General features: G+C 47.3%; 10 protein-coding genes and 1 tRNA gene. 9 read left to right on the top strand and 2 right to left on the bottom strand.

The genetic code is table 11. The features are described from left to right. Positions 1 to 9: 9 nt before the first annotated feature. The gene (locus ACGHZ6_RS14685; protein WP_390614727.1) at positions 10 to 1,044 is read left to right on the top strand and encodes an AraC family transcriptional regulator; all 1,035 of its coding nucleotides are present in this window, start codon (positions 10 to 12) and stop codon (positions 1,042 to 1,044) included. A gap of 66 nt (positions 1,045 to 1,110) precedes the next feature. Here ACGHZ6_RS14685 and ACGHZ6_RS14680 read toward each other — a convergent pair whose 3' ends face one another. Then, complete coding sequence (locus tag ACGHZ6_RS14680; protein ID WP_390614726.1) at positions 1,111 to 3,339, bottom strand: lipopolysaccharide kinase InaA family protein; 2,229 nt, start codon at positions 3,337 to 3,339, stop codon at positions 1,111 to 1,113. 476 nt (positions 3,340 to 3,815) lie between these two features. On the opposite strand from ACGHZ6_RS14680, the gene ACGHZ6_RS14675 reads away from it, so the two are divergent. From ACGHZ6_RS14675 to ACGHZ6_RS14640, 8 genes are all read left to right on the top strand, one after another. Next, the gene (locus ACGHZ6_RS14675) at positions 3,816 to 6,236 is read left to right on the top strand and encodes a redoxin domain-containing protein (RefSeq protein ID WP_390614725.1); all 2,421 of its coding nucleotides are present in this window, start codon (positions 3,816 to 3,818) and stop codon (positions 6,234 to 6,236) included. 6 nt (positions 6,237 to 6,242) lie between these two features. Then, positions 6,243 to 6,839: a redoxin domain-containing protein gene (locus ACGHZ6_RS14670; RefSeq protein WP_390614724.1), complete on the top strand. Its 597-nt coding sequence runs from the start codon at positions 6,243 to 6,245 to the stop codon at positions 6,837 to 6,839. Between the two features lie 144 nt (positions 6,840 to 6,983). Beyond that, the gene (locus ACGHZ6_RS14665; RefSeq protein WP_390614723.1) at positions 6,984 to 8,027 is read left to right on the top strand and encodes an AraC family transcriptional regulator ligand-binding domain-containing protein; all 1,044 of its coding nucleotides are present in this window, start codon (positions 6,984 to 6,986) and stop codon (positions 8,025 to 8,027) included. Positions 8,028 to 8,143: 116 nt separating this feature from the next. Continuing rightward, complete coding sequence (locus ACGHZ6_RS14660; protein WP_390614722.1) at positions 8,144 to 9,115, top strand: twin-arginine translocation signal domain-containing protein; 972 nt, start codon at positions 8,144 to 8,146, stop codon at positions 9,113 to 9,115. After that, positions 9,108 to 10,880: a GMC family oxidoreductase N-terminal domain-containing protein gene (locus ACGHZ6_RS14655; protein ID WP_390614721.1), complete on the top strand. Its 1,773-nt coding sequence runs from the start codon at positions 9,108 to 9,110 to the stop codon at positions 10,878 to 10,880. The genes ACGHZ6_RS14660 and ACGHZ6_RS14655 overlap by 8 nt, the downstream gene beginning before the upstream one ends. 233 nt (positions 10,881 to 11,113) lie before the next feature. Then, positions 11,114 to 11,908 carry an AHH domain-containing protein gene (locus ACGHZ6_RS14650; RefSeq protein WP_390614720.1) on the top strand — a complete coding sequence of 265 codons (795 nt, stop codon included), beginning with the start codon at positions 11,114 to 11,116 and terminating at the stop codon, positions 11,906 to 11,908. Beyond that, on the top strand, positions 11,905 to 12,462 hold the full coding sequence (locus tag ACGHZ6_RS14645) for a hypothetical protein (RefSeq protein ID WP_390614719.1): 558 nt from the start codon (positions 11,905 to 11,907) through the stop codon (positions 12,460 to 12,462). Before ACGHZ6_RS14650 ends, ACGHZ6_RS14645 begins: the two co-directional genes overlap by 4 nt. A gap of 444 nt (positions 12,463 to 12,906) precedes the next feature. Then, the gene (locus ACGHZ6_RS14640; RefSeq protein WP_390614718.1) at positions 12,907 to 14,493 is read left to right on the top strand and encodes an ankyrin repeat domain-containing protein; all 1,587 of its coding nucleotides are present in this window, start codon (positions 12,907 to 12,909) and stop codon (positions 14,491 to 14,493) included. A gap of 359 nt (positions 14,494 to 14,852) precedes the next feature. Here ACGHZ6_RS14640 and ACGHZ6_RS14635 read toward each other — a convergent pair. After that, positions 14,853 to 14,939: transfer RNA gene (locus ACGHZ6_RS14635), tRNA-Leu, on the bottom strand. Between the last annotated feature and the right edge of the window lie 226 nt (positions 14,940 to 15,165).

The raw sequence follows: 15,165 nt of genomic DNA, 5'->3' as shown, positions 1-15,165 counted from the left end.
GGTTGTACGATGGTTATCCAAAGCAAACCCATGATGCGCATCGATGCCCTTAAAGGGATTGATACCATCATTCATCGATATGGCGGAGATCCAGACGCTTTGCTCCAGGAATTTGGTATATCGACGCGTTTATTGGCGTCAGAAGATGCCTATTTTTGCTTGGATGAGTTGGCTGAATTTTCCACTTTTATTGAGCAGCGTTTGGGGATCAATGACCTGGGGTTACAGCTAGCAGAGCAACAAAGTATCTCTGTTCTGGGGCCTGTTGCCCTGTTGATTCATCATCAGCAGACCGTGCGAGAAGCGGTCGATATGATGCAGCGTTATCTGCCGTATCATACCTCCGGTGCAACGTCTGAAGTCCGCATTGATGAAACGACGGGGGTGGTTGAGATGACCTACGAGCTGGCGCTGTCAGAAGGCGTGCCGCGACGCAGCGCTGCTGAGCAATCGTTTCTGAATATGGTCAAGATTTTACAGCTACTGGTACCGCCACCGTGGAAAGGTTTGATGGTTGATTTGACCCATCAGCCTGTATTGCCTGTTGCAGAATACGAAAAACGTTTTGGTTGCCCAGTACATTTTGGTCAAGCGGAAAACAAGATGTGCTTTGCTTCCGAGTTGTTGGAAAGGGAATTACAGTACGGTAATTCAGCCTTGTCTGATTTGGCTGAGCAGCATATTGAACAGTTAATTGCCAGGAATCCCCTCGACACTGCCCGGCAGGTAGAAAGTTTAATCTCACAACAATTATCCAGTGGGCATATAGGTATCTGTCAAATAGCCAGTCAGCTACAGGTGCATGAGCGTACGCTGCAGCGACGTCTTGAAAAGCAGGGCGTTTATTTTGAAGATATTGTCGATAGCGTCAGGCAAGAGTTGGCCAGGCGTTATTTATCGCGCAGTGAATTAAGTTTAAGTCAGATTGCGGGATTATTGGGGTACGGTGATCAAAGTGCTTTTAATCGTGCTTGTAAACGCTGGACTAAGTTGACGCCAAAAAAGTATCGGGAAGCGTTACGAGAAGACATGCAGAGTGTTTAATTCTCTGTGGTATTACAGCGATAGGACACATCCTTGTGTCTCGCGTTTATGTGTTAGCTGGTTTGACTAGCGTTTCTTTTTAAACTTGAGCTTACCTTTAATGTTCTTTTTGGAACGCTGTTTAAATTCATAGTACTTCGCCGCCTGGCGCCAGCCTTTCACTTCTTTGCCGTAAGCTTTTTCGTAGTAGCTCACCAAGCGTTCACGGTCCGGCCAATCCAGCTTGTAAACGATACGCATTACATCAATCAGGCGCTCGCGCAAGTTGAGCTTCTTCTTCAGTTTGGCACGGCCAATATCAATCAGATAGGGTGTAGCGGTATCGCCATCCTGAGTCAGTAGGATATTACCGGACGACAGGTCACGATGAATAATACCGGCATCGTGCATACGGCAAACGAAATTACCGATCGTCTCCAGCAGGTATTCATGGCTCATACCGCGGAAGTCGGCTTCACCATTATTGATGCTGGAAAACACATCACGGGAAGAGAAGGCACCGGGCAAGAACTCGGTAACATAGTAATTTGGCTCAATACCACTTAACTGATGGCGCTCAAAGTAAGCGACCGGTTGTGGCGTGTTGATGCCTGCGCGCAGCATGGCCGCAGCGTTGTCCCAATGACGCTTACCTTTGCTGGGCAAGAAGCGGTAGCTGAGGCGCTTGCCGCCAACGGCGCGGTTTAATTTAATGGTCAGAGTGCCATTGGTTGGTGTGGTGATATTCCAAACCTTGTTGCGCTTGTCACGGATCAGGTGATCGACAGGTGCGGTTTCCAGTGCCTCGGGCAGCAGGGCCGCCAGGGTGTCATCCAGATTTTGGCCGTCATTAACCGCCAGGGCTCCACGCCAGTTACTGTTATTAAAGGGAAGGTACTGGCGCTGCTCAGCCGGGATGTTGAGCACTGTCATATCCGGAAGTCCTGCTAGTTTGTCGGCATCAGGGCGCCAACGTGGGTGAATCGAATTAAAGCGAATAACCAGTGGTTGCTCGTTAATTTGTGTCGGTGCAGTTGTCAGCGTTTCGCCCAGTACATTGGTAAAGCTGACTTCATCATCCCAGGCATTGGGATACACCAGGCCAATAGGCAAACTGAAGCCGTCACGGCACCAGCTGATATGAAATTCCTGTTGCTGATCATTTACAAAGACAAAATGGTGAATACCATTTTGCGAATGTACAGCCTGAATGCAGGTGGCACCGGCCAGCAATTGGTTGGCTTGTTTGAGTGCTTTAAAAGCGGGGCGGACGCGATAATCTTCAAAGTTACCGCGAATTTCACGGTAATGACTGACGTTGTCGACTTCAGGATAGCCTTCGGCGCCACAGTCGATAATTCCGTCGCGGTTACAGACCAGTGGCCCCCAGTAAACGCGATCCAGTGCGCCACTGGTGGCAGCCAGCACCATATAGCGCATCAGGTAATCAGCCTGTTTTTGTTCCGGATCATCGGACCAGCGGTTAAGACGGCGAATGGTCCAGCACTTATAAGTGCAGTAGGTCTCTTCACAGCCCAGCTCTTTACCAATGGCATCAATCGCACGGGCTTTCTTCACCAGATTTAAGCGCAGCCAGTCACGGGCCCAGTCACCGAGTACACGGTGATCGTTGGCCTCTGGCTCTATCACACGCTCTACAAACAGGTTGGTGGTGTGAATGGGTGGTACCTGGGAGATACGCTTCATGGCCCGCAGGTAGGAAATATTACCCAGCGGTTCAAAGTCGGAAATATTGGGCCCAGCAATACGTACGTCGTATTTATCCATTAGCGGGCTGACAATATTCCAGGCATTGATATAGCCAATGGAGCTGAACCCGGACCACTTGCCGCGGTTCGGTGTATTGCCAATCTCAAAAATCAGCTGATCTTTATGCACACCGTAGCGGCTGAATATGGTTTCAACAAACTCGTACCACCGCTGGTCGGCGCCCGGGTCTTTACTGATTTGTTGAGCATCTTCAAAGGAAGGGAAGATATCCAGCAGAACTTCGAGGCCTTGATCCAGCGCCTTGTGTAATAAACGCTCAGCGTCACCACCAATGGAGTCGTAGGTAAAGTCCAGGCGCACATGCTTAAAACCCAGCTCACGCACGTGGTCCAAGACATAATCATCACTGCGCTCGTCACTGGAGGTAGCGATATTGATGCCAAAGAACTGTTCATTAACGGTGACGGGAGGGTCTACACGGCTGGACAGGGATTTGGGCCAGTGTAAAAACGTATAGATACCCAAGGCCAGGTCCCCAATGGCTTGTGGCCAAAAGGTCAGGGGGTTGAGGGGCTTATTCTTCATAGGTACCGCTTTTTGCTTCCAGCAGGTCTTGGGTTCTTGTTGTCATTGCCCGACAGAGCGGCTTATTGGGGACTTATTCACTGACTTGGTGGTCGCTTTAGCATTTAGCCTATATTTTCACCAATTTCGGTTGATTTTTCTGTGGTCAAAACCGAAAAGTCCTTATGTGGCGGGAGTTTACCGTGGTTTGCGGGCAAGGTACAGATTTCAAATCCATGCTTCAGTGAACTTATTGCGACACTGTGATGAAGGTTTTGTTGCCGCCGGCAGGGCTTGCCTCTTTTCGACGCGTTACTGGTGATATTCGCTTACCTTGTGTGGTGTCCATAAGGTAGCGAGGGTTTGTTGTAGGTTTGTTCAAAGTGATTAATTTTTGTGGCAAATCAGCGCCTGTTTATGCCCTAATGGGTGGGTTGTCAAAATTGATAATTTACTTGTTATCTTTGGTTTTACCCCGGCAGGGGAGAGGTAATCTAATGCCGCGTTTCATTCAAAAAGTCTTTCCACCCTTATGTCCAGAACGGCTTTGCCTGCTAACACTGCTGTTAGTGTCGGCCGTTACCTACGCCAGCCCCCAGGCTGCGGTGTCCTTGGTGGGTACCCGGGTTGTGGATATGGATGGCAATCTGTTGCAGTTGGGGATGGATGGCACCCAGCTTAAGCCGGCAGCATTTACCTTTCTTGTGCCAGAGTGTGAGATCAGCGCTGATCAATTGCAGCAGCTAAACCGAGTGGGAGAGCAGGCCAAAGCTGACGGAGCTGTTATATACGGTGTCATTCCTGGTTCTCAGACTACGTGGCAAGACGCCAAAGCGCTGCAGGCAAAATACGGGTTGAACTTCCCGTTGATTCTGGATGCTGATCGCAACCTGGCCGCTAAAATCAAACCCACATCTGCACTGGAAACATTGATGATCGATAAATACGATCGTCCGGTTTATCGCGGCCCTGTACTCGCTAAGGAATTTAAACGCGTATTAAGTAAGGGAGTGACGTCGGGTAAAGCCGTTGCGCTAAAGACGGTAACCGACAAGCAGGCGTGCCAGTTCACGCCAGAGATTGTTCCGCAGCAGGTTACCTACAATCGTCACATTGCCAATCTGCTCAATGCCAACTGCTCGGAGTGTCACCGTCCAAACGGCGTAGGGCCTTTCCCGTTGCTGGACTATTCGCAAACCCGCCATTTGGCGCCGGTCATTGCCTATGTGACCAAAGAGCGCGTTATGCCACCTTGGAAAGCCAAACCGGGTTCGGGTCATTACCTGAATGAACGTATTCTTAGCGAGCATCAGATTACCATGCTTGATAAGTGGGCGAAGCAAGGCGCCAAAGAAGGCGATAAAGCCGCATTAAATCCGCCCGCGAAAATCGATACTTCGGAATGGAAGTTAGGCGAGCCGGATATTGTGATTACCATGCCGGAGGCCTTTAATGTGCCTGCATCTGGTCCGGATATTTATCGCTATTTCGTGGTGAAAGATGCTATTCCTGATGACCTGGAAATTGCTGCCATTGATTTTATTCCAGGCGATGCCTCGGTGGTTCACCACACCAACTTCTTTGTCGATTACGGCAAAAAAGCCCGCAAACAGGATGAGCAGGATCCAGAGCCAGGGTTTTCGGTATTCGGTACCGGTGGTTTCTTTTCCTACTGGGATAAAGATAACAGTGCCGCAGGTTTAGGTGCCTGGGCTCCTGGCGGTAATCCGGTGAAATACCCCGATGGCATTGGTGTTAAGTTACCGGGGGGAGCAGACTTTGTATTTGAAATTCACTATCACCCAACCGGAAAAAAAGCCACAGACCAAAGTCGCTTCGGAATTTATCTGGCCAAAAAGCCGATTAAAAAATCCCTGACCTCGTTATTTGTAGGCACCAATCAGGTGGATATTCCGGCCGGTGCCAAAGACTACAAACGCCACTTCTGGATGGAGTTGCCAGCGGATATGCAGATTGTCGATATCGGCCCGCATATGCATTACTTGGGCACCCATGCCGATGTCAAAGCCACCTTGCCAAATGGTGAAGTGATTCAGTTGCTGGATGTCACCTGGGATTTCCGTTGGCAGGGTAACTACTATTACCGCGAGCCGCTGTTCCTGCCCAAAGGCACGCGTATCGATACCATTACCTCCTACGATAACTCGTCGGACAATCCATATAACCCTTATAACCCGCCGGTACGTGCAACCTGGGGCTGGGGTACCGATCAGGAAATGGGTGAACTTTATATCTCGGTGATTGCCAACAGTGATCGCGATGCGCGTTTGTTACAGGCTGCGTCTCAGGAATCCTGGACCCGTCCGTCCGATCCCAAACTGGTTACCGGTGATCTGTCTCTTGAGGACATTATCGAGCAGCTGAAATTCAAAAGCAGTTGGGAAGAAGAGGGCGAATCACTGCACCGCATTATTCTGGCCGATGAGGATAAGATGGATGACGCAACAGATCTGTTAAAGAAAATGCTGAAAAAGAATCCCGACGATGCACGCTTGCATATGGTGTACGGTTCTCTAATGGGTATTGCCTCGACCTTCACAGAATCCATGGTCGCTCAATATACCTATGCCACAAGAGCCGTTACCCATTACGAAAAAGCCCTGGCCATTGACAGTACGTTGTGGGATGCCCGCTTCGGTTTGGCAGTAGGTTATGGTGCAGAAGAGGATAAAGACTATCGCCGCGTGGCAGAAAGACATTTCCTCCAACTGATCAAGCAACAGGAAAAACAGGAGAGCCAAAAGCCTCTGTACGCCAAAACCTATCAGGAGCTGGGTGATCTCTATAAGCGCATGGGCAAACACGATAAGGCTAAGCGTATCTGGCAACAGGGCATTGCGTTCCACCCACAAGAGCAGTTGTTGATTGAACGCTTGGGGTTAGCGAAAAAGAGGTAATTTTTCATGAGCTTAAGTATGTATCTGAAACTGAGCTTAATGGTATTGGCCTTGATCCCGTCGGCCTATGCCGACAAAATCGAATCTCTGTTGGTGGGTTTAAGCGCCGTTGATATGGCAGGCAACCCCCATCAGTTTGCCGATGCCATAGGCAATAAGCACAGTGTGTATGTGATTATGGCGTCTGATTGCCCTATCTCCCGTCGTATGACACCGCGTCTTAAAGAGCTGGCAGATATTGCCAGCCAACATGACATCGACTTTTACGGTGTTTTCTCCGATGACTGGTCCACCAGGGACAGCATCCTGAATTATCAGCGTGAATACGACGTGGATTTCCCTTTGCTGCTGGATAGTCAAACCGCCATTGCCGATAAATTGCGTTCAGGCGTAAAGCCAGAAGCTTTTGTATTTAATAAACAAGGGGAGTTGGTTTATCGCGGACGCATAGATAACCGCTTTGCGTCGATTGGGCGCTTGCGTAACACCTTTGATCAGCATGATTTACTGAATGCCATCTTGGCGGTAAAGGAGGGAGCTCTGCCTGAAGTAGAAAAAACTGAGCCGGTAGGCTGTGTTTATAAAAGCTGGCCTGAAAAATAGCCATAGTATTTGTCGCAAAATGCTATATTGAAAATCGTATTTAGCTGCTAGGGTAATTTTTCGGCATTTATTAATGCCAGATTGTATTCGAAGAAAAATAATAATTACCCAGGAATATCACTCGAAGCTGGAGCGATATAAGTTATGGATGAATACGCTGAAATTTCTATGGCGACCGCCTTTCAGTACCTGCGAACAGCCCTCAAACTGGGATTTCCCGTTGACTATGAAGTCATAGGTCAAAAGTACAATTTAGGTGTGGAATACCTAATAGACCGGACCAAGCGTCTTCCCTTGCCCCTGTTTTTGCAAATCGCCCGGGATACGGAAAAGTGCATTGCTGACCCGATTTTCGCCATTAAGGTTGCCCGGCAGATAGAGCTCACCAAGATGGAAGGGTTTGAGGAACTGATGTACGTGGGGCGCAACGTCCAGGAAGCATTGGAGATACTGATACGCTATTTACCTGTGTTCTCGGAAATGGGACAAATGCGTCTGGAGCCTGTTTGCCCCAAAGCAATGGATGGCGTCACCTACAAGCTGGTATTCGAACCACTGGCTCCCGATCTGGTCAGTCGGCAGATTGTGGATGCACGGATGATGTTTTTATATCGTTACGCCCAATGCCTGGGCGGTGAAGGCTTTGCCGGTCTTCATTTGAATCACCATTGTCCTGTCGAAAGCGAACAAGAGTATCGCGCTTTGTACGATATTCCGGTGCAATTTGGTCAGAAGCAAACCTGTTTTTTAATTTCCCAAACCTGGTTGGAACATAGAGTTACCAAGTTTGCGGAACCTTCCTTTCATCGATTGAGTACCGCGGAACGAACGCTAAACCGTACGTCCGGGGCCAGCCTTGGCGAACAAGTGGAATTTATTTTACGGCGACGTTTACCGATCGGCGATGTGAGTTGTGCGCAAGTGGCCAGTGCTCTGGGTATGAACCTGAGAACCTTTCAGCGTCGCCTAAAAGCAAATGAGTTATCTTACGCCAGCCTGTTAGAAAAAACTCGCGAGAAAATGGCGATTGAGTACCTGGCTGCCGAGAATAATTCCATCAACGAAATCTCAAACTGGTTGGGATATAGTGATCTCAGTAGCTTTTTACGTGCCTTTAAACAGTGGACAGGTATTGGGCCTGGTAAGTACCGGCAGCTCTTTCTAACAAGTAGCCGTAAAGTTAGTTGAGTCAAATCTTTAACAAGGCCACGTGTAGATTCCGATGATGTCGTAAATTGCTATATAAGCGTCACTGATTTCCTTGAAAAATGTTTCTACCAATGTCTGATAATGGTAGAAGCTTTATGAATAATAAAAAAATAAGGGATGGTGTGAGTCCTCCGGGAGATCAATCATCCCCACTCGATGAATCAAACATCTCCAGTGAAGCCGTTTCAAAAGAGCGTCGTAACTTTCTGGTTCGATCTGGACTGGCCGGCGTTGCTGCGGCCATAACACCTTCACTGTTGATGCACTCACCTAAAGCCGATGCGGCCCTATTGGCATCCAGCGATATTATTGAACAGGTTCTCGCAGCCTTAACCAAGGATACGATGGCTGGCGTAGTCTCCTTTATGGTGCCAGGGAATGACTTGCATTCTATTGGCCAGGGCGAGTTTTACCTGTTCCAAAAAGGGGGCATGGCCGCAGATACAGATGACTTCCTGGTCGAAGGCTTTAACCAGTATATGGAAATGCCCGAGTCACTCTCAGCGGATTTATTTACCGCTGTCACAAAAAGTTATTCCGATGCTGCCGGACCTTTGCCCGCAGCGGCTGCAGCTTTGCTGGCGCCGCTAGAGCAGTGGGTAATGAACCGGCTTGAAGCCCATATAGAGCAATACCTGGAAGATACTTCGCATATTCCTCTGGCGGGAATTTTTGCCATGTTGCTCAACGTATTGGCCAGTACGGTTAACCCCTGGGCAACCGGCGTTCAACTGTCCCCATTTGCACGTTTGAGCTGGGAGGAGAAAGCCCGGGTCTTTGAAAAGTTCGAAACTGAATTGCCCGACTTGTTGGCCGAGATTGCTGCAAACCTGAGCGGTGAAATGAACGACAGTATCTCAGGTTTAATCAGTTTTGCGGCCGGCGCCATCATGCAGTTTGCTGCCTTTGGTTCCTATTCTGAATGGCAGGTTTATGACACTGAATCCAAACAGTTAACCTACCGGCCCGTAGGATGGGATTTAAGCAACTATTTACCTCATGGCCCGGTTGAAGGGTGGGATGATTTTATTGGCTACTACCAGGGGAGGAGTGAAGTCGATGCGTGATGTTATTGTAATTGGAGCAGGTGGTGGTGGCCCAGTGGTGGCGAAAGAATTGGCCCAGCGTGGATTGGATGTATTATTACTGGAGGCCGGTGCACGCAATGCGGACTCAGAGCAGGCCTGGACCCATTTTGAAAACGATTCCAACAACCCGATCACCGGAACCAAGCGTTATGGCCCGGGAGATCGCGACAAACAATTCTGGGCGCGTGAACTACCCAAACCGGCGCAAATCATCAATGTGGCCGGCGTGGGGGGAACCACACAAATGTATTTTGGCAATTCACCCAGAGCCATGCCGGGCGCATTTGCCGGCTATAACGGGGATGATAAAAACCTCTACGATAGAGCCTACGAATTCCCATTCACCTACGAGGAATTAAAACCCTACTATGAATGGGTTGAGGCCACACTACCGGTACAAACCGCTGCTATGGGAACCAGTGAGCAAACCTTCTTCAACGGTTGTGAGCACCTTGGCATGAATGTGCAGGTAACCAGGGATATCACAGGTGACAGCTATCGCCCTCAGCAAAATGCCGTATTGCAACCGGGCGGTAATGCCGGGCTTACGACAGACACCATCGCCTTGGAATATCCCCAGGCCAGTGGCTGTACGTTCTGCGGCCATTGCTTGCAAGGTTGTTATCAACCACGCCTGGCGCCCCGAAATCTAAAAGCCCGTCGCTCCACCGACAACAGTTATGTACCTATGGCGCTAACGGCGGATTTATGGGCGGCTAATGGTCGTGCAGTCACCATGGTCACGGATGCTTATGTTACTCAAGTTCACTATGAGAATATTAATGGCGTAGATCAGGCGACCGGAGTGACCTGGCGTGATGTTAATACCGGTGAAACCGTAACAGAACAGGCCAGCGTTGTGGTGATGTCTGCCGGTTGTATTGAAAATCCCCGCTTGTGGCTTAACAGTGATTTACCCAACCCCAACGACTGGGTAGGGCGGGGCTTAACCGATCACGCCTTCGATATCGTGGTTGGCGTATTCCCGTTTTATACCGGTGGTGCCAAAGGCGTAGGCTCATCCGCCCGTGCGGATTTCCCGACCCGTGGCTGTATTGAGCCAACGACCATGGGGCCGTCATTCCTTTCCAGCACCTTGATGTTCAGTGACAGCGGTATTCGCGGCCAATACGATAATGGCCGTGGCGTGTTCGGCGAATGGGATGGTGAGACAGGCAGGGTAGTTGGCAAGGATTTAAAAAATATCCTCGACAATATCAATAACACACTGACCATGTTAATCATTACCGATGATGATGTAGAGCCTGAAAATCGCGTGGAAATATCCGCCTCCCGTAATGATGACCACGGTGCAATTGCTAGAGTGGATATGGAAAAACGCCAACGCTCGGCCCGTACCCTGGAAAACCGCGAGTTCCTGGCCAATAAAGCCGCCAGCATTTTACGTGCAGCTGGGGCGACGGAAGTGCTTCGGGTCGATACAGTGCCAATCTTGTTACACGTACAATCGTCCATGCGCATGGGCTCGGATGCCAGCAACTCGGTGTTGGACGAAAATGCGGAATCAAGGTTTGTAAAACGTTTGTATGTGGCTGATAACTCGGCACTGGCCAACGCGATCGGCGGCCCCAATCCAACCTTGACCACCCAGGCGCTGGCTACCCGAACTGCTGAGAAAATTTATCAAACTTACTTTGGTGGATCGGCGTGGGTGGAATCAGAATCGCCGGTATGTTCCATTGATGATGTAGTGACTAATGCGGTGATTCAGAGGGGGTTGTAAACTAAGTTTTCCCTTGGGCTTGTTCACACTGATAGCTGATCGGCTTATGAGTGTGAGTAGGCCCTATTTTTGTATACGTCCAGCAATCTACCGCTTCGGCGGTGCTCCATTCTTTTGTGCTCTCTAAATTTGGCATCTAAATAGTCCTTTCAGAATGGCGTGTAAATGCGAACCAGGGAGATTATCAGTTGTAAAATATCGTGGTAGTATTCGCTTTCTACGTGCTCTAGACCATGAAGTCTGAGCCTGACAACAAGGAATTTAATTTTGTAGACAAGGATGAAGCTACTATGCCGTTACCTAAGGATCCATTGAATCTCAAACTTGATGAGTACGAGACATTAGCGCGTGAATACCATGCCGCTAAAACTAAGAAGATATCGAGTCAAAGTGCTCTCAAAAAGCACCAAAAGCTGCTAAAGGAAAAGTTGGACTATCTCAATAGTCAGCGCAGAAGCCTAAAGGTTATGGCTGATGTGCAATATCAGCTAGCACTTTATCAGCAGGGAAATAGACCTACTGATAACGAAACTGAAGATCAACTCGATTCACGTCTTGATCGCCTGGAGTCCGAAGGTCACCATCCCACAAAAGACTTGCAGCGGAATATGAGTGCTGTAGGCGATGTGGCTCCTGATAAGAATTGCTCATGCCACCATGTTGTTCCTGGGCACGGACGGATGATCAAGAATAAGATCACTGGTCGATATGTGCAGTCACCTGATGCCATTGATGCCAGGACCAAACTGCATGAGCTAGGTATCGGTATTAACGATCCATCTAACGGTGTGTGGTTACCTTCGGGGATGGGCTATGTACCTCATTGGGCGATGAAAAGTGCACTTCCACATTCCAGAATCCATACCACGGCTTATGAGAAGCATGTATTGGGTAAGCTGGAGCCAGCTATGTCAGAGCAGGCCGGTAGGCAAGTTTTGAAAGGGATTCGCGCAGGGCTGACAGATGGTGAGCTTTGTCATTGCCTTACTGATAAGTCGCAAAAAACGTATTACAAGAAAGTATCATGAATATTTATAAAATCATTCCCGATGAAAGGACCTATGGTGGTTTGTTTTTTGATGGGGTTTTACTCAGAAAAACATTAGGTCGACAGTTGTCTCGAAAGTTAACGAGTGTCACGGCTTCTATCGCAGATGACTGGCGGGATTGTGACGGTTGGTTTAGCTCTCTGTATGACGACTCCGATATCCCTGTTTATCCTGATCTGTCGGTTTGGAAGGGCAGCATTTTGGTGTTGTCGGAGCGCGCTGAAGCTTGCCTCAAAAAAGATCTATCTCCTTTTGGAGAATTTCTGCCATTTACCACGGACAAAGGTACTTTCTTCTTATTCGTTCCGCATGTGGTTGTTGATGCTGATGCATTGAAAAGCGAACGTATGATTGAGGAGGGGGCTGATATTGGGCCTGCCAAAATTGTTTTCACAATGGAGAGCGTTGGTACTAACCTCATTTTTAAGACGGAGTATGATCAATATACCAGTGTATTCTGTACGGAGAAATTGAAGACATTGATCTCTAAAGCAGGATTGACTGGGGTTGCTCTTAGTCAGGATTTAGTATGAACTAACATTGTCCCGTCCTGGATACGTTGACGGGACGGGTATTCCGGCGTTGTTACCTATCGGGGGCGAGGGAATATTTATTGGTTAGTTATCCCTTTGGTTATAATTTAATCCCTCCGTCCCCTTGTATAAAGCAGTTGATTTCTATGGCAGTCACTATATGATCAAGGTGAAAGGGATTTCGAGATTACGCAAGGCTTTGGCGACTTCTCTCTGCGTGCTTCTTTTCATTTTTGATAGTTACCTAGCTGATCTTCAGCTTTTTTCTTTAATGCAGAGAACTCCCTTCCAAGAAACTAACCAAAGTCATATGGGACTGAGTGTTATCTGCGGGCTAAACATAGTGGTAAGGTGTTCGAGTTAAGTACACCAATTAGGTAGTCTAGATGTTATGGATAATCAACTAGGCCTCTAGTTGTCACTGTTAATACAGGTAGGAAGTAAATGTCAGAAGTCAAAGTTGAAATAATTGCTAGTCAGTTTGAAGATAATGAGAAAGCTATTTCAAGCTTATCCCCATATTTCGATAAAATTGATGAAAATGTACCGTTTTTCGAAGGCTATCACATAGAAGATACTTTCATTTTGGATGATTTCTTGTCAGTAACTATTGTGGGGGCTTCCTCGTTAGATACTAATGCTCTTGAGGAGGCTCTAAAGCAGCAGAAACCAACTTGGCTTTATATTAAGGTTAACAACTATCAAGAAGATTCAACGAGAACTTTATGTATCAACGGTGACAGGAAGACAACAAAGAAGACTTTAATAAAGAATGTGCGGGAAACATCTACATATGTAAATTTGTATTTTGCAGTACTGGAAGATGAAATTGATACAATAGTTCAACTCTTAAAAGGCAAAGCTATAGATAGTGATGTTCTTATTCAAGGCTGTCCATTAACTATACACGCACTGCGCATTGGTAATACAAAGCTCTTCAAATTCCTTGCGGATTCTGGAATAGATCTAAATTCAAAACTCGAGAAAAGAACATTTGTTGAGCATCATCTACTCGACAAAGGATTAAATATACTATCGGCAGCTATCATTTTGGATGCAAAATCGATAGTTAACCATCTAATAAAATTAGGTGTAGATGTTAATTGCCAGAATTCCGATGAAACAGGAACCTATCCTATTCACATAGCATCAGGGGATAGAAAAGCTACACACAAGTATATAGAGATTCTTGTTAACGCTGGAGCCGATATTAACCAAGAAGATTCGAGAGGTTGCACCCCTATATTCGGTATTTTTAGTGGGTACACTTCGAAGTATTCGATTCAGATATCCGAAAAAATGATAGCAATGGGTGCAAATATATCTCATATATCTAAACACAATGAAACAGTGAAGTGGAGAGCCAGTTGCGGTGACCAAGAATTATCTGACTATTTGGCCTCTAAAGGAATGACGGATATAGCAGCGCCGGATGATTTCTATACCGGTGGTGATCTGTGTAGATATCTACTTTGGGCTATGAATCACAATGATATAATCTCATTTAAAAGATTTTTAAATGATGTTGATAGTCTTACAAGGGAAGAGCAGGCTTCAGTTTTGCACAAATTGGAAAATTTAGAATTCGCGAAATTACTTATTGAGTCTGGCGTGCCTGCCCACCTTCGGGTTAAAAGACGGGGATATGATTACGCATATGAACGTACAAATCGTGAAGTAGGCGTGTTCCTTAAGTCTTGCATAGGTGATTTTCTTGAAAAAGCAGAGAAAGAAAAGAAAAAAGTTACCCCAGTGTTTGAATCACTTCTAGCTCAGGTGTCAAAAGACATTGATGAGGCTGAACAAGACCGGTTAGTAGATGGGTATTTCTCTACTTTTTTAAAAGAAAGGCTCGATGCTGATTTTAAGCAAAGGGTAAATCTCATGTACCTTGCATATGCTGACTGGAGTAAGTATGAGGTATATGTCAATGATGACTACGAAGTAGAGTTTCAAGGAGAGGCAAACGGTGGGCAGACGAAGGTGTTGTTCGATGGTGAGCAAAAGATAAAAAGGATTGATCCGACATAAAAGGATTAGAGGCCACTTCTCTGGATTCTGTCTTGAGCAGTTGCAGATTACTGTAAGCACAAGATTATCTCTATAGGGCAAAAAACTATAGAGAAACTTAAGTTAGATTTGGTATTTAAACATCTCGGATTATAAGTCCGACGCTTTTAAACTTGCCCTAATTTAAAGGGGTAGTATCTAGTTATTGGTCCATCTAATGGTTAGAAATTCATCAATTTCGTGACTATTTCAGTTGGAGTAGGGGGTATTAAGGAGAGCGCAGAGTATATTTACTTCTGCTCGGTTGACACTGTGTGGACACTTTGGAAATTTGGAGTAAATAAAAAAGGCCTAGCCCAAGGGCTAAGCCTTTAGAATAATGGTACCGGAGGCCGGACTTGAACCGGCACGCTATCGCTAGCAACGGATTTTGAATCCGTCGTGTCTACCAATTTCACCACTCCGGCACGGAGGGCATTGCGTGAATGCTTCAATTCGCTGGCGGGGCAGCAATTGAGGCGCTGATTATAACAGTGGCTTTGGCGGCGTCAACGGGCAGGGGGCCAAAAAGGCAATAAACCTGTGCAGTCAGTCACTTAGCTGCTTTTTTGAGCAGCGCTTCTGGTTCGTCCAAATGCTCGAAAACCACCCAATTTCATAGCTATTCGGCCTGATTTCGGCTACTCTACCGCC

Origin of the sequence: Maricurvus nonylphenolicus (assembly GCF_042854845.1) — a bacterium.
Classification (GTDB): domain Bacteria; phylum Pseudomonadota; class Gammaproteobacteria; order Pseudomonadales; family Cellvibrionaceae; genus Maricurvus; species Maricurvus nonylphenolicus.
The sequence above is the reverse complement of the archived record's forward strand: the minus strand, read 5'-3'. Positions and strand labels throughout refer to the sequence as shown.

Coding starts and splice junctions, on each gene's coding strand:
- ACGHZ6_RS14655 (WP_390614721.1), top strand. CDS start 9,108: ATGCGTGATGTTATTGTAATTGGAGCAGGTGGTGGTGGCCCAGTGGTG.
- ACGHZ6_RS14665 (WP_390614723.1), top strand. CDS start 6,984: ATGGATGAATACGCTGAAATTTCTATGGCGACCGCCTTTCAGTACCTG.
- ACGHZ6_RS14670 (WP_390614724.1), top strand. CDS start 6,243: ATGAGCTTAAGTATGTATCTGAAACTGAGCTTAATGGTATTGGCCTTG.
- ACGHZ6_RS14685 (WP_390614727.1), top strand. CDS start 10: ATGGTTATCCAAAGCAAACCCATGATGCGCATCGATGCCCTTAAAGGG.
- ACGHZ6_RS14675 (WP_390614725.1), top strand. CDS start 3,816: ATGCCGCGTTTCATTCAAAAAGTCTTTCCACCCTTATGTCCAGAACGG.
- ACGHZ6_RS14680 (WP_390614726.1), bottom strand. CDS start 3,339: ATGAAGAATAAGCCCCTCAACCCCCTGACCTTTTGGCCACAAGCCATT.
- ACGHZ6_RS14645 (WP_390614719.1), top strand. CDS start 11,905: ATGAATATTTATAAAATCATTCCCGATGAAAGGACCTATGGTGGTTTG.
- ACGHZ6_RS14640 (WP_390614718.1), top strand. CDS start 12,907: ATGTCAGAAGTCAAAGTTGAAATAATTGCTAGTCAGTTTGAAGATAAT.
- ACGHZ6_RS14650 (WP_390614720.1), top strand. CDS start 11,114: ATGAAGTCTGAGCCTGACAACAAGGAATTTAATTTTGTAGACAAGGAT.
- ACGHZ6_RS14660 (WP_390614722.1), top strand. CDS start 8,144: ATGAATAATAAAAAAATAAGGGATGGTGTGAGTCCTCCGGGAGATCAA.